Genomic DNA, 23,624 nt, shown 5'->3' on the forward strand with positions numbered 1-23,624 from the left:
CCCGCTGCCGCCGGCCGAACCTACGGCAGCCGCCGCCCGCGACGCCGCCGCCGCAGCCCGGCCGGCCGACTCCTTGGACTCCAGTGCCTCCTGTGCCGCGACCTGCGCCGCCGCCTTCGCCGCCTGCGTGGCCTTCTCCGCCTTCGCCGCCTCCTCCTTGGCGGTCTCGGTCAGCTCCTTGGCCCGCTTCTGCGCCGTGTCTGCGAGTACGGCCAGCTGCGCGACAGTCAGCGTCTCCTGGTCACGCGCGGCCGCGACCGCCCACCCGTCGTCCAGGAAGTCCTGTACGTCCTCGTCCGTACCGTCAAGTGCCTGACCCGCGAGCAGCTTCACGTTCGTGCCGCCGGTGTACATCAGCTGGGCGACCCGGACCCGGTTGTCGTCGGCCCGCGCCTTGTACTGCCCCGTCTCGAGGAACGCACTCACGTCGTCGGCTGTGCCGCTGAGAGCCGTGTTGCCGGCCTTCTTCACGCCCGAACCACCGAAGGCCATGACCTGCGCTGCTTGGACGCGCTGGTCCTCCTCGTAGGCCGCGGTGAAGTCACCGTCGAGGAAGGCCTGGAGCTCAGTCTCAGCGCCGTCCAGCGCGGCGTTGGCCGCATCGCGCACACCAGGACCTCCGATGGCCATGATCTGTGCCACCTCGACCCGCAGATCCTCCAGCTGGGCGGCCGGCAGGTCCACGTCCATGAACGTCTGGACGTCGTCGATCGAACCCAGTAGGGCCGCCTCGGCCGCGCGCCGGACGCCCTGACCGCCGTACTCCCACTCCATGAGGACGTCGGCGCGTCCGTGCTCCGGTGCCTCGTCGGCTGCCGAGGCAGGGCGCAGATCGATGCCCAGGACCATTACCAGGGCTATCAGCGCCGCCATGATGCCGCGCCATGCCGACGCAGCCTGCAATCTGACACTCAACGTGTTACTCCCTCGTTCCGTTGATATTCAGCTCGTTGGGTATTCAGTAGATTTACGTAGGTCATCATCGCTCGCTTACCGAGCCTGTTCCTTTAACCGCACCTTACAGTTTTTATGTGCGATTCATAGAAAAATTTCACCGCTCTTTTACCTGAAAGTCCATCCTTGTCCACTATTTCCGACATACCCCCCTACTCTTCCGTGACCCGTTCTTTATGGAAATCAATACAACCCTTTTCGAGTGTGGCTGATCTCACGTCGCACCCCTCTGGTTTGCCTGAATTGTTCGGTTCCGTGAAGTGGACGTGGTCTGGGGTGCGGGATTACATACGTGGCACAGGCGGTTTCCGGTAAGTGGGCAGGGGTATATTTCATTGCCGGGAGTGAGGGCTGCGCGTATCGCGTTCACATTCCCTTAGTCCGCGCGCGAAATTCGTTCCGGCTTATTATTCCTCCCGGAGCAACGAAGTCAGGATTGTGATGAAGGGGCGTTTTCTCGTGCCGTTGAAGTCATACCGCAGGAGACTCATAGGGACGGCCCTGGCGGCTCTGGCTGCCGGGGCCCTCGCGTGGACCGCCGTGGCGGGCAGTGTCTCCGCTCAGGAAGGCACTGCGAACCGGGCGTCCGGGGCAGCGACGGCGGTGGCTGACGAGGCTCCCGGTTACGCCGTCGAAAACTTCGACTACCCGCAGGCGGACAAGATCCTCGCCGAGAAGGACATCGTGCTCAAGCGCGGCGATGGTCACATCACGCTGGCCGACTGCGTGACCGGCACGGGCCAGCTCGAGGTCATGGCGCGCGACCAAAGCAAGATTTGCTTCAATGTCAAGGGCGCCTCCGGCTGGCTGACCCTGGAGCTCCCCTCCGTCTATCTCATCAGGGGTAACGACTACGTGACCCAGGCCGAGATGACAGTCGACGCCGAGGAACAGACGTACGACATCACCAAGAACACCTGGACTCCGGTCGGCGAGAGCGCGGACGAGCAGACCCGCGAGTGGACGCTCCTGGAGATCAGAACCTCCAAGTAGTCCCCGTCCAGAGCCTCTTGTCCTTCGTTGTGCGGGGTGCCGGACCGGCCCCGCAGATCTCCAGCCCAAGGAATCACGTCATGCGACACACCAGACCGAAGCGTCTGTCCGCGTTCGCCGCGGCCCTGCTCGCGATCCCGGTCGCGCTGAGTGCCACTACCGCGTCCGCCGTCACCGGCACGCCCGCCCCCTCCGCCAACGCCACCTACGCCGCGCAGATCGTCATCGGCGACCACGACCGCGGCTGCTCCGGCGTCCTCGTCGCCAGGCAGTGGCTCCTCACCGCGGCCAGTTGCTTCGCCGCCGACCCGGCCACGAGCATCTCGGTGCCCGCGGGCAAGCCGGCCCTCACGACCACCGCGACCATCGGCCGCTCCGACCTGACCAGCACCGCGGGTGCGGTGCGCGAGGTCGTCGAGCTGGTCCCCCGTACCGACCGCGACGTCGTGCTGGCCCGGCTGGACCGCCCGGTCACCAACGTCACCCCGATCGCCCTGGCCACCGCCGCGCCCACCATGGGCGAGGAGCTGACGTTCGCCGGATACGGGCGCACCGCGACCGAGTGGGCGCCGCTGAACCTGCACACCGGCACGCTGTCGGTGGACGCCTCAGCGACCACCACGGCCACGGTGACCGGCAAGAACGGCGCGGCCGCCTGCATGGGCGACACCGGCGGCCCTGTCATCCGCACGGTCAGTGGCATCCCCCAGCTTGCGGCTCTCAACAGCCGCTCCTATCAGGGCGGTTGCTACGGCATCGACGCGGCCGAGACCCGCACGGGTGGTATCGCCGCCCGCGTCGACGGCCTTGCCTCCTGGGTCACAGGCGCCGTCAATGCCTTCCGTCCCCTCACCAATGTGGGCACCAAAAGGTGCCTGGCAGTTCCCAACGACAGCGAGGCTGACTTCACCGAGCTGTTCCAGTGGACCTGCAGCAACGGCACTGAACAGCTGTGGCGCTTGGAGCCTGTTGCAGGCGGAAACGGTGATCGCTACCAAGTCCGGAACAGCAACAGCCAGAAGTGTCTTGCCATGCCCAACAACAACGTCGCCGACCGCACAGTAGCCATTCAGATGACGTGTGCCAGCGCTATCGGCGAGCGGGTTTGGATCCACGACAGCATCGGTCGGCTGTGGAACCTGAACAGCAATAAGTGTCTCACCGTCCTCGCTTCCGACCCCGCCCCTGGTGCCAAGGTCGTGCAGTATCCGTGCGGGACGAACACCGACCAGCGGTGGACCTGGTCGTAGCACGCAGACCGGATCCTCCGGGTGAGCGGCTGTTGCCGCCAGGGCGGCCTTCTTCGGAAGGCCGTCCTTCCCTGTCCGGGACTACTTCATCCCACGGCCGAGCTCCCCGGACTTGGCGCCGGCAAGGAAGGTATGCCAGCCGCCGGGGGTGAACGTGAGGACCGGGCCAGTTTGGTCCTTGCTGTCGCGTACGGTTCGGCCGCCCACGGTCGTGGGGGCCACCTCTATGCAGTTGCCCTGCTGCCCGGAGTACGACGACTTCCGGAAGGGGCCTACAACCTCGGTCACGATGCGTCCTCGCTGCTCCGCAGTGCGCGCCGGATGAGTGTCGCACTGGTGTCCGGTGTCAGTGCTGCCGAGCGTAGTAGGTCGTACGCATTGGCGTAAGCCGCGAGATCTTCGGAACTCTCAAGGACGGACGTGCCCCTCAGGTTCTCCAGCGTCACGGCTTCGACGGTTGGCTCCGAGTCGAAGCTGAAGGAGGAGAAAGCGGATGCTGAGCCTGCCAACGCCCCTGCGGTGAACGGCAGTACCTGCACGGTCACGTTCTTCCGCTTCCCGGTCTCAAGGATTGCGGCCAGCTGGCTTCGGTGGATTTCGGCGTCCACCAACGGGTGGGTGACGACGGCTTCCCAGATGATCGCGGTGTAACTGGCCCCGCCTTCACTGATCTTCGCCTGCCGTTCCTCGCGCACCTTCACCAACTGGGCGACCAGCTCAGGAGCGATGTAGTCGGGACCCGAGGTGATGCTCGCTTCCGCATAGGCGGCGGTTTGCAGAAGGCCGGGGAAGAGAACGGGTTCCCAATCCCTGATGTAGGTCGCGTCGTCCTCAAGCGTGATGTGGTCGAGGTAGTCCGGCCGCAGGTGCGCGGCGTGTTCGAGCCACCAGCCGCGACGGTTGGCGTTCTTCGACAATGCCTCAAGTTTTGTGCGGACTTCCGGGTTCCCGATGCCGTACGCGTCCAGAAGAGTACGGATCTCCAGCACGCGCGCGGTGACGTGGCCGCTCTCGATGCGGCTGACCCTGGTCTGATGCACGCCGAGCAACTCGGCCGCCTGCGGCTGATCGACTTTCGCGGCGCGCCGGTACTCCTTGAGCGCTGCGCCAAGTCGCCTACTGCGCACGGTCGGACGTCCCCCTGTGGGCATCGGCTCCTCCCCTTCTCCTCCGGTAACCCCGTGTCATGCGGTCACCACTCTAGGGCTACGAACCAGCACCACGAGGTTCGGCATATATGCGTAACCGTTCGATTGCTGTTCAGGTTACTTGTGTCCTAGCCTCCCGGAGGAAGCGCCGCTCCGTGGCGCCGACTTGACGACACGTCAGGGGGACACCGCCATGCCCGAACCCACCTCACCCCAGCCCCGCCAGGCCATCACCTTCCGCATCCCCAAGCACCCCAGAAACGTCCCCGACGCCCGCACCCAGGTCCGCAAAGCACTCGCCGACTGGGGCCTGCCCGCCGAACTCGCCGCCGACATCGCCCTCGTGGCCACCGAGTTCGTCACCAACTCCGTACGCCACTGCGAGGTGACCTTCTCCCTGGTCGAGGTCTCTTTGACCCTCCACGGCGACTACCTGCTCCTGGAGGTCTCCGACCCCGACAAGGAGAAGACCCCGGCACCCGGCACCCCGCACCGCCGGGCAACACGACGAGAACGGACGCGGGTTGACCGTCATCAACGCGCTCACCGAGCAATGGGGATGCGACCTGCGCCGGTTCACCAAGTGCTCGTGGGCCACCTTCCCGCTGCCGGAAGTCGCCCCCGCATGTTCCGGCTGACGGCGCGACTGGTCACCAGGCTGGCCGCCGCACTCCGCCTTCGCACGCCGAGCCCACCAGCCATCCCCGCCGTCACTCAGCCCCCACGCATCCCGGACCCGTACGTCTGGACCCTGCCCAGCCCCCATCACGCACGCTGGCGACGCTGGCACCGACGCAAGAACCCGACCGACCTGCTCCTCCCCGAGGAGGACTGCTGGCAGCCGCCGCCCCCACCCCGCCCCTTGAACTGGACGACGACCGACGACGTTGTGCGCCTCTACGTACTCCAAGACCTGGGCGAGGATCGGCGACCCCCGCAGTCAGACCTTGATCACGCGGGCGCCCGTGCCGCACAGCACGCCGAGGTCCTCGGGGTCCGAGGTCAGGACGGTCACCGGGGCGGGTGAGGCGAGTGCCGTGGCGGCGACGATCGCGTCGAGGGCGTACTTGTGGCCGTGCAATCCCGCTGCGGCGAGGAGCTTGCTCGCGTGGTGGGCGATGGCTTCGGTGGGCGGGGCGATGTTGACGCGGGAGACGGCGTGGTCGAAGCGGGCCTGGCTGGTCCTGGGGTTGCGGACCTCGACGAGGGTGACGGAGCTGGTGACGACGCGAATGTCCTCGGCCTCGGCGGCGGCGAGCCACTCGGTGAGCTCGGGTGTGCGGCGTACGAGCTTGGACAGACCTTCGCAGTCCAGGACGAGGGTGCCACTCACACGGCGTCCGCCGAGCCTGCCGAGTCGCCGCTCAGGAGCGTCCGCTTGGCCTCGACTGCCGTCTGGTTGACCGGGCCGTGTTCGGCCTCCGCGTCTTCGATGAGTTCGCGCAGCCTGTCCCGTTCCAACTGGCGCTGGATGAGGGCTTCGACGTACGCGGACATGCCTCGTTTGCTGGTGCGGGCCTTGAGGGCGGAGATGGTGCCCTCGTGTAGGGAGACGGAAACCGGGCGGACGGGACCCTTGCCGGGAGCGGGGGATGGGGGAGCGGCCATGGCGTCACTTTAACAAGAGTTTTGTTATTCGCGTCGGAGTGCTGTGTCCACCCTTCCATCAAGAGGACCCAAAGCCTCCACATCTTGTCGAAATTCGGACGGCTCTGCTCTACAACCGTTGATCTGACTCAGAAGTCTCGGTGCGTGAACCATGAGGTTCTACGGTGTTCGCGGGTTTGCCGTGACTGCTGCTGGGCAAGCGCTCGCCGTTCCGCTGCCGGCCGCCGTTGCCGTTCCAGGGGCGCAGGTGGTCGTACACGGGCGAGCTTTCCGATGGGGGTAATACAGGTGTCGATGCAGGGCGCGGACAGCGGGCCGCCGTTGCGGGGGCGGGTAGTGAGCGGGATGCAGAAGGTGATCCCGTCACCGCGGCAGCCTCTCCCACTGGCCACGGCCGAGCACTCGCTGAGGCCCACTGGGACGACGAACAAGCCCACCCGGGCGGCAGCGAAGCACGCCGCCATCCGTCCCGGGGGCGACCGTCGGCTCTACGCCCTCGACGGGCTCCGCCTGCTCGCAGCCATAGTGGTCGCCCTGCACCACTACGCCGGAACCTGGCGGGTCAACCAGCCGGACAACCTCATCTGGGGTCAGCCGGTGTCCGACATCATGCCGAACTGGTTCCGGATCTCCGCGTACGGCTGGATCGGCGTCGAGATCTTCTTCGTGGTCAGTGGCTTCGTGATCTGTATGTCGTGCTGGGGCCGTACCCCGCGGCAGTTCTTCACCTCCCGCGTGATCCGGCTCTACCCGGCGTACTGGTTCTCCATCATCTTCACCACCGCCGTCGTGGTGGCCCTGCCCGGGGTGTGGGAGCGGAAGCAGGGGCGCGAGATTCTGCTCAACTTCACCATGCTGCAAGGGGGTTCGGGTGTGTCGAACGTCGACCTCGTGTACTGGACCCTCTGGTCGGAGCTGCGTTTCTACCTGCTCTTCATGGCGGTTGTCGTCACGGGGCTGACGTACCGCAAGGTCGTGGTGTTCTGCTGCCTCTGGGGCGCCGCCGCCATGATTGCCCCGGCCGCGGGCTTCCAGGTCCTAACCTTGATCGTCAACCCTGAGGGTGCCTGGTACTTCATCGCGGGCCTGGCCCTCTATCTGATGCACCGCTTCGGCCAGGACCTGTTGCTCTGGGGCATCATCGCCATGGCCTGGCTGATGGGACAGCTGGAACTCGGGCATCGCATCGACGCGGTCGAAAAAGTCTCCAGCTGGCGCGGAAGCGTGCTGATCTTCACCGTGTTCCTGCTGGTCATGGTCGGTATCGCGCTCGGCTACACCGACCGCATCCGCTGGAAGTGGCTGGTCACGGCGGGTGCGTTGACCTACCCGTTCTATCTGATGCACTACCTCGTCGGTACGACGGTCATCAACCGGCTGCGCGACACCATGGACGCGCGGCTCCTGGTCGTGTCCGTGGTCGCCGGCTTCCTCGTACTGAGCTGGCTGGTGCACAAGTTCGTGGAAGCGCCCCTCGCGCGGCTGTTGAAGCGGGGCCTGGACACGTCGTTCGCGCGGCTGCGCAACGCCTCGTCCATGTCCTGACCTGCCGACGCCCCTCTGCCGAAACCCCGGGCCACCCTCCTGGCTCGGGGTTTCCTTTCTTCGCCGGACAGTTCAACCTGCTCAACCGGACAGTTCAACCGGTTCAGCTTGTTCAATCTGTTCAACCTGCATGCACAGCAAGGGCGTTGACCCGCTCCGGGCACACCAGCAGAATGAGCCCCCGCGCGTTGTTGAGAGCGCTCTCAGTCCGGCAGAGGAGACCCATGAACGGCAGGTCCGACAGAGAAGGCATACCCGGCGTACCAGACATACCAGGCCCCGCGCTCAGCCGCCGCACGCTCATCGGGGCCGCCGGCCTCGGTGCCGCAGCGCTCACCGTCGCGGGCTCGGGTGTAGCGGGCGCCGCCAACTCCACGACCGGCTACGGGACTTCCGCCCAGCGTCGCGCCCACTCCTTCCTCGCCGCCGCCATGGACGCCTACCCCGACCACGGCGAAGTCCGCCTCACCCAGAGCTACTCCGACCAGGCGGGCCTGTTCAGCACGGCGTTCACCTACGACAACGCTCTCGCGATCCTCGCCCACCTCGCCGCACGCACCGAGTCGGGCCTGCGCCGGGCCGTCGCCCTCGGGGACGCCCTGCGGTACGCGCAGGCGCACGACCCGGTGTACGACGACGGCAGGCTCCGGCAGGCCTACAACGTCGGGCCGTACGTCTTCTACGACGGGGTCGCGCAGCCCGACGGGTTCGTGCGGGCCGACGGCACCGCCAACGTCGGTACCCAGTTCGGGTTCACGGGTACAGCCGTGGGCGACATGGCCTGGGCCGGTATCGCGCTCGCCGCGCTGGCTCGCCGGACCGGCAAGCGTCGCTTCCTGGACGCCGCCGTGCGGATCGGTGCCTGGATCGAGGTGAACGCCAATACCCAACAGCCCCTCGGCGGCTACAAGTTCGGGGTCGACGGCGCGAACGTCAAACTGCCGTTCAGCTCGACCGAGCACAACACCGACCTGGTCGCCCTCTTCGGGCAACTCGCCCTGCTCACCGGGGACCCGGTGTGGCGCCAACGGCGGGCGACGGCGCGGGCGTTCGTCGAGAAGATGTGGGAGCCGGACCGAACGCCGGGCGGGGTGTCCGGGGGCTTCTTCTACACGGGCACCAACGACGGAGCGACCGTCAACAAGTCCCCGATCCCCGAGGACACCCAGACCTGGACCCACCTCGCCCTCAACTCCCGCCGATACTCGGGTTCGTTGGACTGGGCCGCCACCGAACTGGCCGTCCTGGACCGCGCCGACCGCGTCAACAGCACGGTGCCCGCGGGACAGTCGTACGAGGGAGTCACCTTCAGCTCCGTGAGCCTGCTGGCCGACGAGGACACCCCCATTGCCCCGTTCCAGCCCAAGCCCAACCGCAACGGCGTCTGGTTCGAAGGCACCGCGCACCTCGCCCTCGCCCTCCGGGACCGCGCCGGACACGGCGACGAAGCACGCGCCCACCGGCTGATCGCCTCCATCGAGCGTGCCCAGGAACTCCTCGGCACCGGCCAGACCGTCGGCAGCCTGGCCCTGCCCGAGCGCGCCGGGGTCGTCTCGGCGAGCAGCCCCCTCGACACCGGCTTCGGCTTCGGCTACTACCCGTACCGCCACGCGGGCGCGACCGCCTGGTACCTGCTGGCGGCGGCCCGCTCAAATCCCCTGCGCGCCTGACGCGGTACGCGGATCCGGTCCGACGGCCAGGCCCGACCAGGCGCGTTCATACGGAAATGGTGCATGAACGCGCCGAGCGCACACCGGAGTTGAGCCCGGATCGCAATGCCGTCAGGCGGTCGCCGCAGCCGCCGCCTTCCCCGCCTGGCGGCCCGAGAACAGGCACCCGCCGAGGAACGTGCCCTCCAGCGACCGGTACCCGTGGACGCCGCCGCCCCCGAAGCCCGCGACCTCACCGGCCGCGTACAGACCGGGAACCGGGGTGCCGGTGGCGTCGAGGACGCGGCCCGACAGGTCGGTCTGGAGGCCGCCGAGTGTCTTGCGGGTGAGGATGTTGAGGCGTACGGCGATCAGCGGTCCGGCGGAGGAGTCCAGGATCTTGTGGGCCGACGCCGTCCGGCTGAGGACGTCGCCGGGGTAGGTGAGGGCGTTGCGGATGCCCATGACCTGGGCGTCCTTGCTGTACGCGTTGTCGATCTCCCGGTCCCGGGCCTCGATCTGGCGCTGGAGCGCGGCCAGGTCGATCAGGCTCGTGCCGGTCAGCTTGTTCATGCCCCGGACCAGCTCGGACAGCGTGTCGGACACGATGAAGTCCTCGCCGTACTTCTTGAACCGTTCGAGCGGCTCCGGGGTCTGCCAGGCGCGCGAGAGCAGCATCCAGATGTCTTTGTTGGTGAGGTCGGGGTTCTGTTCGGATCCGGAGAGCGCGAACTCCTTCGCGAGGATCTTCTGGGTCGTCACGAACCAGGAGTAGTCGTAGCCGGTGTCGACGATCGTCTTGAGGGTGTGGAGGGTGTCGTAACCCGGCATGTCGGGTGCGGAGAACCGCTTGCCCGTCGCGTCGAACCACATGGAGGACGGGCCGGGCAGGATGCGGATGCCGTGGTTGGCCCAGATCGGGTCGTAGTTCTTCAGGCCCTCCGTGTAGTGCCACATCCGGTCCGGGTTGACGATCCGGCCGCCCGCCTTCTCGGTGATCCCGAGCATCCGCCCGTCCACGTGCGCGGGCACACCCGTGATCATCGACTTGGGCGCGGTGCCCATCCGGGCCGGCCAGTTCTGCCGTACGAGATCCTGGTTGCCGCCGAGACCGCCGGACGTCACGATCACCACCTCGGCGCTCAGCTCGAAGCTGCCGACCACCGTCCGTGAACTGGCCTTGCCCCGCGCGGCGGTGCTCGCTTCGAGTACCGCGCCGCGTACGCCGGTGACGGTGCCGTTCGTCCGGATCAGCTCGTCCACGCGGTGGCGGTGCTTGAACGTGACGAGCCCGCTCGCCACCGCCGCACGGACCTTCTTCTCGAACGGTTCCACTACGGCGGGACCCGTGCCCCAGGTGACGTGGAAGCGCGGTACGGAGTTGCCGTGGCCGTCCGCGAGGCCGCCGCCGCGCTCTGCCCAGCCGACGAACGGGAACCACTGCATGCCGAGGTCGGCCAGCCAGGCCCGCTTCTCGCCGGACGCGAAGTCGACGTACGCCTGGGCCCACTTGTAGCCCCAGTAGTCCTGGCCGAGCGGGTCGGTGATGCCCCGGTCGAAGCCGGCCGCGCCCTGCCAGTCCTGCCAGGCCAGTTCCTTCGAGTCCTTGACGCCCATCAGGTTCTGTTCGAAGGAGTTGACGAAGAACAGCCCGCCGAAGGACCAGAACGCCTGGCCGCCGAGGTTGGACTCCGGTTCCTGGTCGAGCAGCAGCACCTTGCGGCCCGCAGCCGCGAGTTCGGCCGTGGCGACAAGCCCGGCCAGCCCGTGGCCCACGACGATGGCGTCGGCCGAGGTGGCCGCCGAGGCCGCGAACGCCGTGCCCGACTGGATGAGGGCGGTCGCGGCGACCGCGCCACCGGCCAGAGCCATTGCCCGGCGGCGGCTGACCGGGTCAGTCAAGTGCTCCATGGGGGTGCCTTCCGGGTGGGTCGTGCGGCGGATGCGGGTGCGGATGCGGGTGCAGACGGGGGATCAGGTGCGCGTGCACGGGGGCGTGGGGGTGTCCGTGCGAAGGGTGCGTTTGTGGCGAGCCTGGGGTTACCGTCGGTAGCGATCAGGGAATCAGGTCGGTACCGCAGTGGGGTAGTGGGCGGGAGCCAACGCATGCGACCCTCCGTTGTGCCCCGGCGACACCGCATCGGCGCGGAAGGGAGAGGCCCATGACGGTCCGCACGGACGTCACCGAGCGCTCCGAACGCCCCGAGCACGAGACCGTCGCCGAGGTGCTGCGCGCCATGGCCGCCGACGCGGACGTCCAGAGCGAACTCGTGCACGCGGCCCGGAAGCACTCTCCCGAGGTGGCCCGGCTCGCCGAGGCGGAAACCCTCTGGCACGTCACCGCCATGCTCAACGCGGCCGGCGCCTGGCTGGGAGACCCCGATGGGCACGCACAGGGCGGACCCGGTGGACCCGGCACCGGGGACAACGACGAACAGGGCATGGACGCGCAGGATTTCGCCGCCGCCCTGATGCTCGGCGCGGACCGTGCGGGTCAGGGGGTGCCGGTGATCGCCGTACTACGCGGAGTCCAGGCCGGCCTCACCCGCACCGTCGAGATCACCGTCGACCGCTGCCGCTCGGCCGGAGTGCCCGACGCCGCGCTGCTCTCCGCCGTGATGCGGCTCAAGGAGTACGGCGACGCCCTGCAACGGCACGTCGTCCACGGGTACCGCACCGCCGAGTGGGACACCCCGCGCGCGCTGGGCGAGACCCGGGCGCGACTGCTGCACCGTCTCCTCGTCGAGGGCGAACAGGCGCCGGCCGCAGAGGAGTTGGCCCGTGCCGGGCTGCGCCACAACGCCGTACGCCATCTTCTGGTCGCCGACCCGGGCGGCGACCCCGCCCGCACCCGGCGCCTGGCCCACCGCCTCGCCGCCCTGCGCGGCTGCCTCTTCGGCATGCTCGACGGACGGCTGGTGGGCCTGTACCCACGACTGCCGGCCGGCGAGGCGATCGACGACGGGGAGGGAGAGGGGGAGGGGGAGGAGGACAGGGATGACGGCGCGCTCGTCGTGGTCTCACCGCCCGTACCCCTGGACGACCTCCGGGCCACCTACGCCCTCTGCGTCCGCGCCCTGGACCTCGACGGAGGGGCGACGGCGACGCCGGGACCGTACGGGCGCCACGGCGTGTACGAACTCACCGAACTGGCAGCCGAGATCGCCCTCGCCGACCATCCGCTCCTGGGCGCCTGGCTCAGCGCCCGCCTCCTCGCGAACCTCGACCCCCGGGACGACTTCCACCGTCAGATCGCGGTCACCGCACTGACGTTCCTCGACCACGGCCGCCGCCTCGACCGGACGGCGGCCACCCTGTTCACCCACCCCAACACCGTCCGCTACCGCCTGGCCCGCCTCCAGCAGCTCACCGGCGAGTCCCTGACGGACGATCTGCCGGGCAGCGCCTCGGGCCCGCTCGGCACCCTGCACTGGTGGTGGGCGCTGCGGACCTGGCTGGGGCTCGGCGCTGACGGAAAGCCGTAGGCTGTTATGCAGAAGAGACGTACTCAATGCGTACTTAATACATCCTTACTGTAAACAGATAGCATCCGACCGCGATGGTGTACGTCGGCGGGCGGGACGAGGTGGGTCTGGTGGGTGGCATGGCGGTGGAGCCGCGTATCGCGGTGGCCGTGGTGACCATGGGAAACCGGCCCGTCGCGCTGAACGCGCTGCTGGAGTCGATCGCCAAGCAGGACCTCGCCCCCGACCGCATCGTGCTCGTCGGCAACGGCTGTCCACTGCCCGAACTCCCCGGCCTCTCCGGCGAGGTGACGACCATCGAGGTCGACGAGAACCTCGGCTGTCCGGGCGGCCGCAACGTGGCCCTGGCCCGGCTGCGCGAGTTCGGCGACATCGACGTCGTGGTCGACCTCGACGACGACGGCCTGCTCATCGACCCCGATGTACTCACCCGCGTACGGGACTTGTACGCCGCCGACCCCCGGCTCGGCATCGTCGGCTTTCGCATCGCCGACGAGAACGGCGTCACCCAGCGGCGGCACGTCCCCCGGCCCGGTGCGGGCGACCCGATGCTCGGCGGCTACGTCACCCAGTTCCTCGGCGGCGGCCACGCCCTGCGTATGGCGATGCTCGACGAGACCGGCGACTGGCCCGCCGCCTTCTTCTTCGCCCACGAGGAGACCGACCTCGCCTGGCGGGCCGTCGACGCCGGCTGGAAGATCCTCTACGAACCGCGTCTTCTGCTGCGCCACCCCAGCACCTCGCCCGCCCGGCACGCCATCTACCACCGGGTCACCGCCCGCAACCGGGTCTGGCTGGTCCGCCGCCGGCTCCCGCTGCCGCTGATCCCGGTGCACCTGGGCGTCTGGATCGCGATCACCGTCCTGCGCGGCGGCTCCACGCGCGCGCTGCGGGCCTGGTTCGCCGGTTTCGTGGAGGGCCTGCGTGAACCGGCCGGTGAACGCCGCCCGATGCGTTGGCGCACGGTGTGGACACTGACCCGGCTCGGCCGCCCACCCGTGCTGTGACCTCGGGAAACAGTCCTGCCACAGGCGGAACGCGATATGAGGGCCCCGGTCGTCACCTCTAACGACCCGGGCCCTCTCGCGTACCCGGACCCGGCCGCGACGGCGACACTCCCCCGAGCTGCGCGTCACACGCGCGCACCCTCGGGCCGGTTCCGTTGAGGTGATCACATCAGGCCACGCCAACAGATCGCTAACATGTACTTCCGGTGGCGAACGAGATGGCAGTGGGGCGAGAACATGCGGTGCGGTCTGCGGTTCGGACTGCTGGGCGCGCCTGTCCTGTACGACGGCGGTGCCTCCAACGGCCTTGCAGGGGACGGAATCCAGCCGATCGGCAGCATCAAGGTACGGACGCTGCTCGCCGCCCTGCTCCTTGAACCAGGCCGAGTTGTCCCGGTCGGGACTCTCAAGGACGCGCTGTGGGGCGGGACGCCGCCGGCGTCCGCGCAGGCCTCGCTGCACAACCACGTGGCCCGGCTGCGCCGGCTCCTGGACGATCCGGGACGGCTGCGCGCCATACCGCCCGGTTATCTACTGCGGGTCGGCCCGGGCGAGTTGGACGTGCACGTCTTCCAGGCACACGTCGAACGGGCACGGGCCGCGCACGCCAACCAGGACTGGCAGCGCGTCCTGACCGAGAGCGCGTCCGCCCTCACCCTGTGGCGCGGCGCCCCGCTGACCGGCCTCCCGTCCGAGACCGTCGGATACGCGTTCGCCCAGCGCCTGGCGGAGGCCCGCCTGATTCTGCTGGAGTGGCGCTACGACGCCGAGTTGAACATCGGCGGTCCCCGACTCCCTTCCCTGATCCCGGAGTTGACGTCGCTGACGGCCGAACACCCGCTGCGCGAGTCCTACCACCGCCAGCTGATGCTCACCCTCCACCGCACCGGCCGCCGGGCCGAATCCCTCGCCGTCCACCGCGACCTGCGCAACCGCCTACTGGAAGAACTGGGCGTGGAACCGGGCCCGGCAGTACGGGCGGCCCATGTGGAGGTACTGAGACTGCCGGTGGGTCCGGTGGGTCCGGTGGGTCCGGTGGGTCCGGTGGGTCCGGTGGGTCCGGTGGGTCCGGATGTTCCGGGTGTTCCGAGTGGTCTCGCGACGCCCGCCCACCTCGCGACGCCCGCCCACCTGGCGGTTCCCTACGTCCCCGCACAGCCGACGTCGGGTTCGGCCCCGCGACCGGTTCCCGCCCCCACGCCACGAGCCGCGTCGGCATCACCACGCTCGGCCCCCGCACCGCGCTCCGCGCCAACGCCACGAGCCGCGTCGGCATCGGTGCGCCCCGCGCCCGAACCGAGCACTGCGCCGACACCACGCCCCGCGCAGGCATCCGCACCGCCCCGCATGCCCCGCCCCGCCCAACTCCCCCCACCCCCGCCCCACTTCACCGGCCGCACCCCCGTCGCTGACGACTTGCGCCGGACCCTGGCCCCGAAGCCGCACCTCGGGCCCGATGCCACCGCCCGGGCCCCCGTCGCCCTGATCCACGGCATGCCCGGTGTGGGCAAGAGCGCCCTGGCGTTGCACGTCGCCCACGCCCTCCGGCACCGCTTCCCGGACGGTCAGCTGTACGTCGACCTGCACGGCAGCACCCCCGGCGTGCCCCCGCTCACCCCCACTCAGGCCCTCACCGCGCTGCTGCGCGACCTCGGCACCGACCCTCTCCTCATCCCCGAACACCCGGACGGAACAGCCGCGTTACTGCGTTCCCTCCTCGCGCCGACCCGCACCCTGCTGGTCCTGGACGACGCCGAAGGCGCCGCGCAGATACGGCCGTTGCTCCCGGCGGGCCCCGGCTGCGCCGTGATCGTCACCAGCCGGTCCCCGCTGACCGCCCTCGACGGCGCCCGGCGCTTCCCCCTCACCCCCCTGTCCGACGGAGAGAGCGCCGAGTTGCTGCGCGCGGCGTCCGGACGGGACGGCCTCGACGCCGCCCACCCCCTCGTCGGGCTGACCGGCCGCCTCCCGCTCGCCCTGCGCGTGGTCGCCGCCAGGCTCGCCGCCCGCCGGGCCCTCACTCCGGACCTGCTCGCCGCTCAACTGGTCGCCGCCGAGAGCAGGTTGGCGCATCTGGAGTACGACGACCTGAGCGTCCGCCGTTCCCTCGCCGGCGCCCACGACGCGCTGCGCACCTCCGCCCGCGAGACCGACCGCGACGCGGCCCTCGCCCTGCGCCGCATCGGCGCCCTGGACCTCCCCACGTACGACGCCCCGCTCCTCGCCCGCCTCACCGCGACCGACGAACGCCGCGCCGGGGCAGCCCTGGACCGCCTCGTCGACGTAGCCCTCCTGGAGGAGACCGCGTACGGCCACTACGCACCCCACGACCTGGTCAGGGACTACGCCCGTGAACTGGCCGTGGGGTGCGTAGTGGCCGCGAACGGCGGCGCGTCGGCCTGTCAGGGTTGACGCGCGTCACTTGGCGTCGGCGTAGCACTTCACCACCGCCGTACTGAACGGAAACCGCACCGGCGTCTCCCCGAACGTCAGCCGCCCCGCCAGTTCCGCCGCCTCCCGGATCGCCGCCACGACCGTCTGGGCCTCTGCCTCGGGACAGTGCACGATCACCTCGTCGTGCTGGAAGAAGACCAGTTCGGCAGCCATCCCCGCACAGCTCCGGCGCAGCGCGGCGAGCAGCAGCAGGGTCCAGTCGGCGGCGCTGCCCTGGACGACGAAGTTGCGCGCGAAGCGGCCCCGGGCACGGGAGTTGGACGAGGCGTACCCGGGCACCCACTCCTGCGCACCCGCGCCTCTCGCACCTCCGCCGAGGTCGGTGCCCTCGTCCTCCGGGAGCGGGATGCCGGCCTCCTCCACCGAGTCGTCGTTGGCCCGTACCGCCGGGGGACACGTACGCCCCAGCCACGTCCGCACGAGCCGCCCCTCCTCTCCATCGCGCGCCGCCTCGTCCACGTACGCCACCGCCTTCGGGAACCGGCGTCTGAGCGCGGCGAGGTTCTTGAGGCCGTCCCCGGAGGTCTGCCCGTACACCGCGCCCAGCACGGCGAGCTTGGCCTGCGCCCGGTCGCCGGAGAACGCGCGGTCGGAGACGGACTGGTAGAGGTCGCTCTCCCGCCCCGCGACCTCCATCAGCCCGGGGTCGCGCGAGATCGCGGCGAGGACACGCGGCTCCATCTGGTCGGCGTCGGCGACCACGAGCCGCCATCCCGGGTCGGCGACCACCGCCCGCCGGATCACCTTGGGGATCTGCAGTCCGCCCCCGCCGTTGGTGACCCAGCGCCCGGTGACCGTCCCGCCCGCGATGAACTCGGGCCGAAACCGTCCGTCCCGCACCCAGTCCTGGAGCCAGGACCAGCCGTGTGCGACCCAGATCCGGTACAGCTTCTTGTACTCGACGAGGGGCTTCACCGCCGGATGGTCGATGCTCTCGATCTCCCATCTGCGCGTGGACCGCACCTTGATCCCGGCCTGCGCGAAGGCCTTGACGACATCGGCGGGCAGATCGGGCCGCACCCGGCGCCCGAACGCCGCCGACACCTCGTCCGCCAGCTCGGCGAGCCGCCGGGGCTCACCCCCGCCCGTGTACCGCTCGCCCAGCAGTTCGTGGAGCAGGTCGCGATGGACGTCCGCGCGCCATGGCAGCCCCGCCGCGTTCATCTCGGCGGCCACCAGCATCCCCGCCGACTCGGCGGCCGTCAGCAGCCGCATCCGGTCCGGGTGCGCGGTCGCGTCGTGCCGCCGCCGCTGGTCGGCGTACACCTCCAGCAGATCCGCCAGCGGTACGTGCACCGGCCTCGGTTCGAAGAGCGGCGACTGCGCGCCGGGTTCGGCGGACCGCTGCGGCGGATCCGGCGGTACGGGACCGCCGCGCAGCCGGGCGAGGGCCGCCGCGGCGGAGCGGGGCTCACCGAGCCGCCCCTCGTGGCCGAGCAGGAGCGTCTCGGCGTCCTCGATGTCGTAGCACCGCTCGACTCGCACCCTCGCGCCGAGCAGTCGCGGATAGACCTCGGGGGTGGACCGCCACACCCACCGCGTGACATCCGGCCGGTCACGGACGGCCGCGCCGAGATCCGCCTCCCGCCGCACCGGCCCGGCGGGCAGCCCGTCCGGACCGAGGGGGGCGATCTCCACGCCACCGTCCTCGGCCGGAGCGAGCGCCCACCGCTCGGCCGTCTCCGCCAGGCCTGCCATGTCCCCGAGTGTGGCAGGAGGGTCTGACAACGACCCCGACCAGCACTTTCAGCCTTGCTGGTCGAACTCCACCTTGATCTTGGCGAGGGCTGCGGTGACGTACTCCTCCGTCGCCGGCTTGGTGAGGCCGAGGCCAGTCAAGAGCCCCTCGCCGTTCTCGAACTCCAGCAGGGCGAGCAGGATGTGCTCGGTGCCGACGTAGTTGTGGCCCAGGCGCAGGGCCTCGCGGAAGGTGAGTTCGAGGGACTTCTTCGCGTTGGCGTCGAAGGGGATGAGGGCGGGGTCGTTCTCGCCACGCGGCGGGAGGCCGGCGGTCGCGGCCTCGCGCACGCTGTCCAGGGAGACGCCCTGCGCGGTGATCGCCTTCGCCCCGAGGCTCTCCGGGTCGGCGAGGAGGCCGAGGACCAGGTGCTCGGTACCGATCTGGTCATTGCCGGCGGACTTGGCCCCTTCCTGGGAGAGGACCACCACGTTCCTGGCCCGTGGCGTGAAGCGGCTGAAGCCCTGGCTCGGGTCGAGGTCCGACTCGCCCTTCGGCACGAACCGCTTCTGCGCGGCCTGCCGGGTGACGCCCATGCTCCTGCCGATGTCGGTCCAGGAGGCACCGGAACGCCGTGCCTGGTCCACGAAGTGCCCGATCAGATGGTCGGCCACCTCACCGAGGTGATCAGCGGCGATCACCGCGTCCTGAAGCTGTTCGAGGGCGTCGGTGTGCACTTTCTTGATGGCTTCGATGAGGTCGTCGAGGCGTACGGAGGCCCGGACGGGCTGATTGGTCGTCATGTGTCAACCCTAGGTTGGCAGCAAGCGACTGTCAACCCGAAGTTGACAGTCGAATGGTGGCGGCATGGCACGATCAACGGGTGACGAGCACGCCCCCTCCACCCAGCACCGTCGAACGCGCCTTCCAGGCCGCCCTGTACGCCGACACGGACACCTCCCTCGACACGGGGGCGTCCCTGCTCGCCGCCGACCCGGCCGCGGACGCCGAACTCGCCCGGCGCGGCGAGGAGTTCGTGGCATCGGCATGGCGACGGGGCTGGCAGCCGGCCGACGTCGTACGCCTCGTACGGCGCGAGCTGGACGACGTACACGTACGCCTGGTGTCGGCCCTGATCACCGCCCAGGCGCCGAACGACCGGGCCCGGGGCCGCCGCTGGAGCGAACAGCTGACCGACCTCGCCGCAGCCCCCGCCCCACCCCGCACGGACCGCTTCACGCACGCGACGACGCTCCTGGAGCTGTACCGCCTGCTGCTGACCCTGCCGACGCTGGAGCCCCTGGACGAGCAGCGGGCAAGGCCGGGGGAGAGCGCCCGCCGGGAACACCCGGAGTCCCGCATGCTGCCCCGTATCCGCGCGCTGCTGGCGAAGGCGGAGGCCACCGGGTTCCCCGAGGAGGCCGAGGCGCTGAGCGCGAAGGCCCAGGAACTGATGGCCCGGCACAGCATCGACGAGGCCCTGCTCGCGGCCGGCGCCCCGGCGGGCGACGCCCCGCACGCGCGGCGGCTGGGTGTGGACGCCCCGTACGAGGAGGCCAAAGCGGTCCTCCTGCACGCCGTGGCCGACGCGAACCGCTGTCGGGCGGTGTGGAACGAGGCCCTGGGCTTCTCCACCGTGGTGGGCTTCGAACCCGACCTGGAGGCGGTGGAACTCCTCTACACGTCCCTGCTGGTGCAGGCCACGACGGCGATGACAAGGGCGGAGGCCGCGCAGCGGGCGAAGGGCCGCAACCGGACGAAGACCTTCCGCCAGTCCTTCCTGGCCGCCTACGCGCACAAAACGGGCACCCGCCTGGCCGCCGCGGCGGCAGCGGAAACCGCGGACGCGGCGGCGACCCGCACCGCCGGCCCCCTGCTCCCGGTCCTGGCCACCCGGGACCTGGCGGTCACCGCCCACCTGGACCAGATGTTCCCCACGACCACGACAACCCGGCTACGAGGCGTGACCGACGAGGCAGGCTGGACAGAGGGCACGGCGGCGGCGGACCGGGCGGCGCTGCACGCCCGCCCGCGCCTGCCGAACGCCTAGAGACACCCCGCGCCTGCCGAACGCCTGGCGGTACCCCGTACGAACGCGCGCCGCGACCCGGCTCAGGACTTCAGCCCCGCCGTGGGCAACCCCGACGGAAGCTGCCCGCCCTCCGACTTCGTGTACGTCTCCGCGCCGAGGCCGCCGGTCCAGGTGATCTTCATCGACGTCTTGTCGACGGAGTCGACCATGCCCACGGCCCGGTCCTTGCTCTCGTCCGAGCACGTCAGGTGGACCATCTGCATCCCCGCCTCCTTGCCGGCCGTACCGCTGCACATGATCCCCCCGGTGGTGAACAGCGCGGCCTTCGCCCCGGTGACCACCAGCGCCACGGCAGTGCCCTTGCTGGTGGTCAGCCAGCTGCCCACCAGCGCGCTGTCCACGGCGGTCGAACCGCTACTGCCGTCACCGCTGCCCGTGCCGGAGGGCGACGGCGAGGAGGGGGAGGCCGACGAGTCGGACGAGGCCGTACCGCCACTCGCCGACCCGTCGTCGGACCCCCCGTCACCACTGCACCCGGCAAGCAGAAGCACGGCGGCCACCCCGGCCGCCGAGGCCGCACCAGCCCTGCGCGCCAGCACGCGCGCGTATGTCACCGAAGTCACCGGGAAGCTCCCAACCAGTAGTCGCCAGCGATAGTCGTACGACCGCACGACACGACCGCTGCAAGCTACCAGGAGGACTTACGAACTCCCGGAAGGAATCCCGCGTGCGCCTGCTCCCGCAGGCCGACCCGGGACAGTCCGAAGGCCCGGAAGTACCCGCGGGGCCGCCCGTCGACCTGGTCCCGGTTGCGCACGCGCGTGGCGCTCGCGTCACGCGGCTGCCGTTCCAGCTCCCGCCGTGCCGCCACGCGTTCCGCGTCCGTCGAGGACGGCAGCCGGACGATCTCCTTCAGCTCGGCCCGTCGTTGGGCGTACCGGGCGACGATCTCCTGCCGCTTCCCGTTCTTCGCGATCTTGCTCTTCTTCGCCATGCCGTTCCTACCTCTGTCCTTCTTCTGTACTTCCTCTGTGCTGCCTCTGTCTCTGCCTCTTCCGGCCGGTCAGACCTTGACCCCGCGGGCCCGGATCCGGGCCACCGCCGCCTCGACGCCGATCGTGTCGACGGTCTTGATCCCCTTGGTGCTCAGCCGCAGCCGGACATGCCTGCCCTCGCTCGGCAGCCAGTACCGCTTGGACTGGATGTTGGGGTTGAAGCGACGGGACGTACGCCGGTGGGAGTGGCTGATGGTGTTGCCGAAGCCCGGCCGGGCGCCGGACAGCATGCAGTGGGCGGACAAGGTGACGCACCTCTCTCGGTCCAGTTATGCAAATGGAAGTCGTTTTCAGTAAGATACCAGCATGGCTCGCAACGAACTCCGGCCGGTCGTCAAGCTCCGGTCCACGGCCGGGACCGGCTTCACCTACGTCACTCGCAAGAACCGCCGCAACGACCCGGACCGTATGACCCTGCGCAAGTACGACCCGGTCGCCCGCCGGCACGTCGACTTCCGAGAGGAGCGCTGATCAGCCGCCATGCGTAAAGGAATCCACCCGGCGTACGGGCCCGTCGTCTTCCGCGACCGGGCCGCGAACCACGCCTTCCTCACCCAGTCCACGATGACCAGCGAGAAGACGGTCGACTGGGAGGACGGCAACACCTACCCGGTCGTCGACGTCGAGATCTCGAACATCAGCCACCCCTTCTACACCGGCACGGCCCGTGTCCTGGACACGGCCGGCCGCGTGGAGCGCTTCGAGCGCCGGTACGGCAAGAAGGACTGAGGAAACACACGTGCAGGTGCATGAGCACGGGCCCTCCGGGGCTCACGAACTCTCCGTGGCGATCGTCGGCGGACTGCACGCCGACGCCCGCAAGGCCACCGTCGCGCGGCTGCTCGCCGACGTGCCCGGCAGCGTCGTACTCCACCACGACCTCGCGACGGCCGTGGCCGGCACGGTCGTACGGACCGTCAGCGACACCACCGGCATCCTCTCCGCGGGCGAGGCGCCCCTGGTCAACGACTGTGCGTGCTGTGCCCTGCGCGACGACCTCGTCCCGGAGCTGCGGCGGCTCGCGGACGCCGGGCTGACCCGGCTGGCGATCGTCGAGCTGTGGGACTCCGTCGAGCCCAAGGCGATGGCCGAGGTGGTGACGGCCGGCGGCCTCACGGTCACCGGCGTCATCACCGCCGTCGACCCGGCGCTGCTGCTGCCGTACCTCGGCAACGGCGACGATCTGGCCGAACGCGGCCTCGCCGCCGCGGCCACCGACCAGCGCACGGTCGCGGACACCTTCGCCCGCCAGCTGGAGTACGCCACCGTCCTCGCCCTCGTCGACTCCCCGGACGCCGACGACGAGGACCGCGAGCTGCTCGCGCAGCTCCACCCGACAGCCCGCCAAGTCCCCGTCACGGGCGGCCACCCAGGGGACTTGGCGGGCGTGGCAGGCTCGGCCGACGCGTCCGGGAGGCAGGCGGCGCCGCTGTCGGCCCTTGCCTCGGCCGCCCTCGCCGGATTCGACGTCGAGGCGGCCGCCGCCGCTCAGCACCCGGCGTGCGCGCTGCTGCCGGCCGAGGCCGACGCGCACGGCGTGGCCACCCTCGTGTGGCACCGGCGCCGCCCCTTCCACCCGGAGCGGCTGTACGAGGCGCTGGAGGACCTGACCTGTGCCGCCGCGCGCAGCCGGGGCCGGTTCTGGCTCGCCGACCACCCCGACACGCTGCTCCACTGGGACGCGGCGGGCGGCGCGCTGTGCGTGGAGAGCGCGGGCCCCTGGCTCGCCTCGCTCCCGGACGCCGCCTGGGACATGGTCGAGCCCGTGCGCCGGGCCGCAGCCGCCCTCGACTGGCACCCCGAACACGGCGACTGCTGCCAGCACCTGGTGTTCACGTCCCCCGGCCTCGACCGCGACGGACTCGAACAGCTCCTGGAGTCGTGCCTGCTCACCGATGCCGAGTACGCCGGCGGGCGCACCGCCTGGAAACGCCTGCCGCCCGCCTTCGACACCCTCCTGGAGGTCTGACCCCGCCATGGCCCGCAAGATCGAACGCAAGCCCCTCAAGGCCCGGCCCAACCCGCTGGACGCGGCCAGGATCACGTACATCGACTACAAGGACACGGATCTGCTGCGGAAGTTCATCTCCGACCGCGGCAAGATCCGCAGCCGCCGGGTCACCCGCGTCTCGGCCCAGCAGCAGCGGCTGCTCGCCCGCGCGATCAAGAACGCCAGGGAGATGGCACTGCTGCCGTACGTGTCCCGGTAGCCGCCGCGCCCCACCCGCACCCCCGTCTCCGTATGCCCCAGGAGGCGGGGGTGCGGACGTGTGGTGGAACGCGCGGGGGCGCGCGTGCGTCAAGGTGAGTAGTGGAGCGAGCACCTGGCTTGCACGTGCATCTGACCGTGCGTATGCCCTTGCATACGCCTGTGCATCCGTCCACGCGTCTGCACGTGAACAGAGTTATGATCCGGCAGAGTTGACCACCGCACCAATGGCCTCACCAGCCAGTGCACCACCAGGGAGCGACCTGTGGACCACGACGTGTACGGCGTTGGCGTAGCCGATGAGTCCGGCGTGTACAACGGCATGGCCGCCACGCGGCTCGACGGGGTCGCCGCCTGGCAGAAGAGCAGACACAGCAACTCGCAGGGTTCCTGTGTCGAGTTCGCGCGGCTGCCCGGCGGCGAGGTGGCGGTACGCAACTCGCGCTTCCCCGACGGTCCGGCGCTCGTCTACACGCGCGCCGAGATCGAGGCGATGCTCCTGGGCGTCAAGGACGGCGAGTTCGACCACCTCACCGCGAGCTGACCGCCCTGCGGCC

General features: G+C 69.9%; 25 protein-coding genes and 1 pseudogene. 15 read left to right on the forward strand and 11 right to left on the reverse strand.

What is annotated here, in order from left to right; translation table 11 throughout:
• Positions 1 to 915: ALF repeat-containing protein (locus G3I71_RS36935; protein ID WP_239149567.1), on the reverse strand; the 915-nt coding region annotated here is incomplete at its 3' end.
• A 498-nt stretch (positions 916 to 1,413) separates the two neighbouring features.
• Here G3I71_RS36935 and G3I71_RS36940 point away from each other — a divergent pair.
• From G3I71_RS36940 to G3I71_RS51630, 3 genes and pseudogenes are all read left to right on the forward strand, one after another.
• On the forward strand, positions 1,414 to 1,947 hold the full coding sequence (locus tag G3I71_RS36940; RefSeq protein WP_343243175.1) for a hypothetical protein: 534 nt from the start codon (positions 1,414 to 1,416) through the stop codon (positions 1,945 to 1,947).
• An 80-nt stretch (positions 1,948 to 2,027) separates the two neighbouring features.
• Positions 2,028 to 2,768: pseudogene (locus G3I71_RS51625) on the forward strand (trypsin-like serine protease); the annotation flags it as partial.
• Positions 2,769 to 2,804: 36 nt separating this feature from the next.
• The gene (locus tag G3I71_RS51630; protein WP_343243177.1) at positions 2,805 to 3,197 is read left to right on the forward strand and encodes an RICIN domain-containing protein; all 393 of its coding nucleotides are present in this window, start codon (positions 2,805 to 2,807) and stop codon (positions 3,195 to 3,197) included.
• Between the two features lie 81 nt (positions 3,198 to 3,278).
• On the opposite strand, the gene G3I71_RS36950 is transcribed toward G3I71_RS51630, so the two are convergent.
• Together G3I71_RS36950 and G3I71_RS36955 are read right to left on the reverse strand one after the other, a co-directional pair.
• Positions 3,279 to 3,485, reverse strand: coding sequence for a DUF397 domain-containing protein (locus G3I71_RS36950; protein WP_164321850.1), 207 nt, complete (start codon positions 3,483 to 3,485; stop codon positions 3,279 to 3,281).
• Positions 3,482 to 4,348 carry a helix-turn-helix transcriptional regulator gene (locus G3I71_RS36955; RefSeq protein WP_164321852.1) on the reverse strand — a complete coding sequence of 289 codons (867 nt, stop codon included), beginning with the start codon at positions 4,346 to 4,348 and terminating at the stop codon, positions 3,482 to 3,484. The genes G3I71_RS36950 and G3I71_RS36955 overlap by 4 nt, the downstream gene beginning before the upstream one ends.
• Positions 4,349 to 4,538: 190 nt before the next feature.
• Here G3I71_RS36955 and G3I71_RS36960 point away from each other — a divergent pair, with 190 nt between their 5' ends.
• Entirely contained in the window at positions 4,539 to 5,372 is an 834-nt protein-coding gene (locus G3I71_RS36960; RefSeq protein ID WP_164321854.1) for an ATP-binding protein, read from the forward strand.
• Here G3I71_RS36960 and G3I71_RS36965 read toward each other — a convergent pair.
• The gene (locus G3I71_RS36965; RefSeq protein ID WP_164321855.1) at positions 5,286 to 5,678 is read right to left on the reverse strand and encodes a PIN domain-containing protein; all 393 of its coding nucleotides are present in this window, start codon (positions 5,676 to 5,678) and stop codon (positions 5,286 to 5,288) included. The genes G3I71_RS36960 and G3I71_RS36965 overlap by 87 nt on opposite strands.
• On the reverse strand, positions 5,675 to 5,953 hold the full coding sequence (locus G3I71_RS36970; RefSeq protein WP_164321857.1) for a hypothetical protein: 279 nt from the start codon (positions 5,951 to 5,953) through the stop codon (positions 5,675 to 5,677). The genes G3I71_RS36965 and G3I71_RS36970 overlap by 4 nt, the downstream gene beginning before the upstream one ends.
• Before the next feature lie 273 nt (positions 5,954 to 6,226).
• Between G3I71_RS36970 and G3I71_RS36975 the strand changes: the two genes are divergently transcribed.
• Together G3I71_RS36975 and G3I71_RS36980 are read left to right on the forward strand one after the other, a co-directional pair.
• Positions 6,227 to 7,498: an acyltransferase gene (locus G3I71_RS36975; protein WP_239149568.1), complete on the forward strand. Its 1,272-nt coding sequence runs from the start codon at positions 6,227 to 6,229 to the stop codon at positions 7,496 to 7,498.
• Between the two features lie 224 nt (positions 7,499 to 7,722).
• Positions 7,723 to 9,168 (forward strand): Tat pathway signal sequence domain protein, encoded by a 1,446-nt coding sequence (locus G3I71_RS36980; RefSeq protein WP_164321858.1) that lies wholly within the window; start codon positions 7,723 to 7,725, stop codon positions 9,166 to 9,168.
• A gap of 111 nt (positions 9,169 to 9,279) precedes the next feature.
• On the opposite strand, the gene G3I71_RS36985 is transcribed toward G3I71_RS36980, so the two are convergent.
• A complete protein-coding gene (locus G3I71_RS36985) occupies positions 9,280 to 11,058 on the reverse strand; it encodes an FAD-binding dehydrogenase (RefSeq protein WP_164321860.1) in 1,779 nt (592 codons plus the stop codon).
• Positions 11,059 to 11,309: 251 nt separating this feature from the next.
• On the opposite strand from G3I71_RS36985, the gene G3I71_RS36990 reads away from it, so the two are divergent.
• From G3I71_RS36990 to G3I71_RS37000, 3 genes are all read left to right on the forward strand, one after another.
• On the forward strand, positions 11,310 to 12,632 hold the full coding sequence (locus G3I71_RS36990; RefSeq protein WP_164321862.1) for a CdaR family transcriptional regulator: 1,323 nt from the start codon (positions 11,310 to 11,312) through the stop codon (positions 12,630 to 12,632).
• 74 nt (positions 12,633 to 12,706) lie between these two features.
• Entirely contained in the window at positions 12,707 to 13,639 is a 933-nt protein-coding gene (locus G3I71_RS36995; protein WP_203732364.1) for a glycosyltransferase family 2 protein, read from the forward strand.
• Between the two features lie 237 nt (positions 13,640 to 13,876).
• Entirely contained in the window at positions 13,877 to 16,051 is a 2,175-nt protein-coding gene (locus tag G3I71_RS37000) for a BTAD domain-containing putative transcriptional regulator (protein ID WP_164321864.1), read from the forward strand.
• 6 nt (positions 16,052 to 16,057) lie between these two features.
• Here the strand turns inward: G3I71_RS37000 and G3I71_RS37005 are convergent, their stop codons facing one another.
• Together G3I71_RS37005 and G3I71_RS37010 are read right to left on the reverse strand one after the other, a co-directional pair.
• Positions 16,058 to 17,791: a bifunctional 3'-5' exonuclease/DNA polymerase gene (locus G3I71_RS37005; protein WP_164321866.1), complete on the reverse strand. Its 1,734-nt coding sequence runs from the start codon at positions 17,789 to 17,791 to the stop codon at positions 16,058 to 16,060.
• 48 nt (positions 17,792 to 17,839) lie between these two features.
• A complete protein-coding gene (locus tag G3I71_RS37010; protein ID WP_164321868.1) occupies positions 17,840 to 18,574 on the reverse strand; it encodes a Clp protease N-terminal domain-containing protein in 735 nt (244 codons plus the stop codon).
• Between the two features lie 53 nt (positions 18,575 to 18,627).
• Between G3I71_RS37010 and G3I71_RS37015 the strand changes: the two genes are divergently transcribed.
• A complete protein-coding gene (locus G3I71_RS37015; RefSeq protein ID WP_164321869.1) occupies positions 18,628 to 19,821 on the forward strand; it encodes a DUF2786 domain-containing protein in 1,194 nt (397 codons plus the stop codon).
• A 62-nt stretch (positions 19,822 to 19,883) separates the two neighbouring features.
• On the opposite strand, the gene G3I71_RS37020 is transcribed toward G3I71_RS37015, so the two are convergent.
• The 3 genes from G3I71_RS37020 to rpmB all read right to left on the reverse strand — a co-directional run bounded on the left by G3I71_RS37020 (position 19,884) and on the right by rpmB (position 21,103).
• The gene (locus G3I71_RS37020) at positions 19,884 to 20,426 is read right to left on the reverse strand and encodes a hypothetical protein (RefSeq protein WP_164321871.1); all 543 of its coding nucleotides are present in this window, start codon (positions 20,424 to 20,426) and stop codon (positions 19,884 to 19,886) included.
• A 65-nt stretch (positions 20,427 to 20,491) separates the two neighbouring features.
• Positions 20,492 to 20,797, reverse strand: a complete 306-nt coding sequence (rpsN, locus tag G3I71_RS37025; RefSeq protein ID WP_164321873.1) for a 30S ribosomal protein S14 — start codon at positions 20,795 to 20,797, stop codon at positions 20,492 to 20,494.
• 69 nt (positions 20,798 to 20,866) lie between these two features.
• Positions 20,867 to 21,103 (reverse strand): 50S ribosomal protein L28, encoded by a 237-nt coding sequence (rpmB, locus tag G3I71_RS37030; protein ID WP_164321875.1) that lies wholly within the window; start codon positions 21,101 to 21,103, stop codon positions 20,867 to 20,869.
• Positions 21,104 to 21,164: 61 nt separating this feature from the next.
• Between rpmB and rpmG the strand changes: the two genes are divergently transcribed.
• The 5 genes from rpmG to G3I71_RS37055 all read left to right on the forward strand — a co-directional run bounded on the left by rpmG (position 21,165) and on the right by G3I71_RS37055 (position 23,611).
• Complete coding sequence (gene rpmG, locus G3I71_RS37035) at positions 21,165 to 21,329, forward strand: 50S ribosomal protein L33 (RefSeq protein ID WP_006376523.1); 165 nt, start codon at positions 21,165 to 21,167, stop codon at positions 21,327 to 21,329.
• A 9-nt stretch (positions 21,330 to 21,338) separates the two neighbouring features.
• The gene (locus G3I71_RS37040; RefSeq protein WP_164321877.1) at positions 21,339 to 21,587 is read left to right on the forward strand and encodes a type B 50S ribosomal protein L31; all 249 of its coding nucleotides are present in this window, start codon (positions 21,339 to 21,341) and stop codon (positions 21,585 to 21,587) included.
• Between the two features lie 16 nt (positions 21,588 to 21,603).
• On the forward strand, positions 21,604 to 22,827 hold the full coding sequence (locus G3I71_RS37045) for a GTP-binding protein (RefSeq protein WP_164322014.1): 1,224 nt from the start codon (positions 21,604 to 21,606) through the stop codon (positions 22,825 to 22,827).
• A gap of 7 nt (positions 22,828 to 22,834) precedes the next feature.
• Positions 22,835 to 23,068, forward strand: a complete 234-nt coding sequence (gene rpsR / locus G3I71_RS37050) for a 30S ribosomal protein S18 (protein ID WP_164321879.1) — start codon at positions 22,835 to 22,837, stop codon at positions 23,066 to 23,068.
• Between the two features lie 264 nt (positions 23,069 to 23,332).
• Positions 23,333 to 23,611 carry a DUF397 domain-containing protein gene (locus G3I71_RS37055; RefSeq protein ID WP_164321880.1) on the forward strand — a complete coding sequence of 93 codons (279 nt, stop codon included), beginning with the start codon at positions 23,333 to 23,335 and terminating at the stop codon, positions 23,609 to 23,611.
• The last annotated feature ends 13 nt before the right edge of the window (positions 23,612 to 23,624 follow it).

This window comes from Streptomyces sp. SID12501, from assembly GCF_010550245.1.
Taxonomy (GTDB): Bacteria; Actinomycetota; Actinomycetes; order Streptomycetales; family Streptomycetaceae; genus Streptomyces.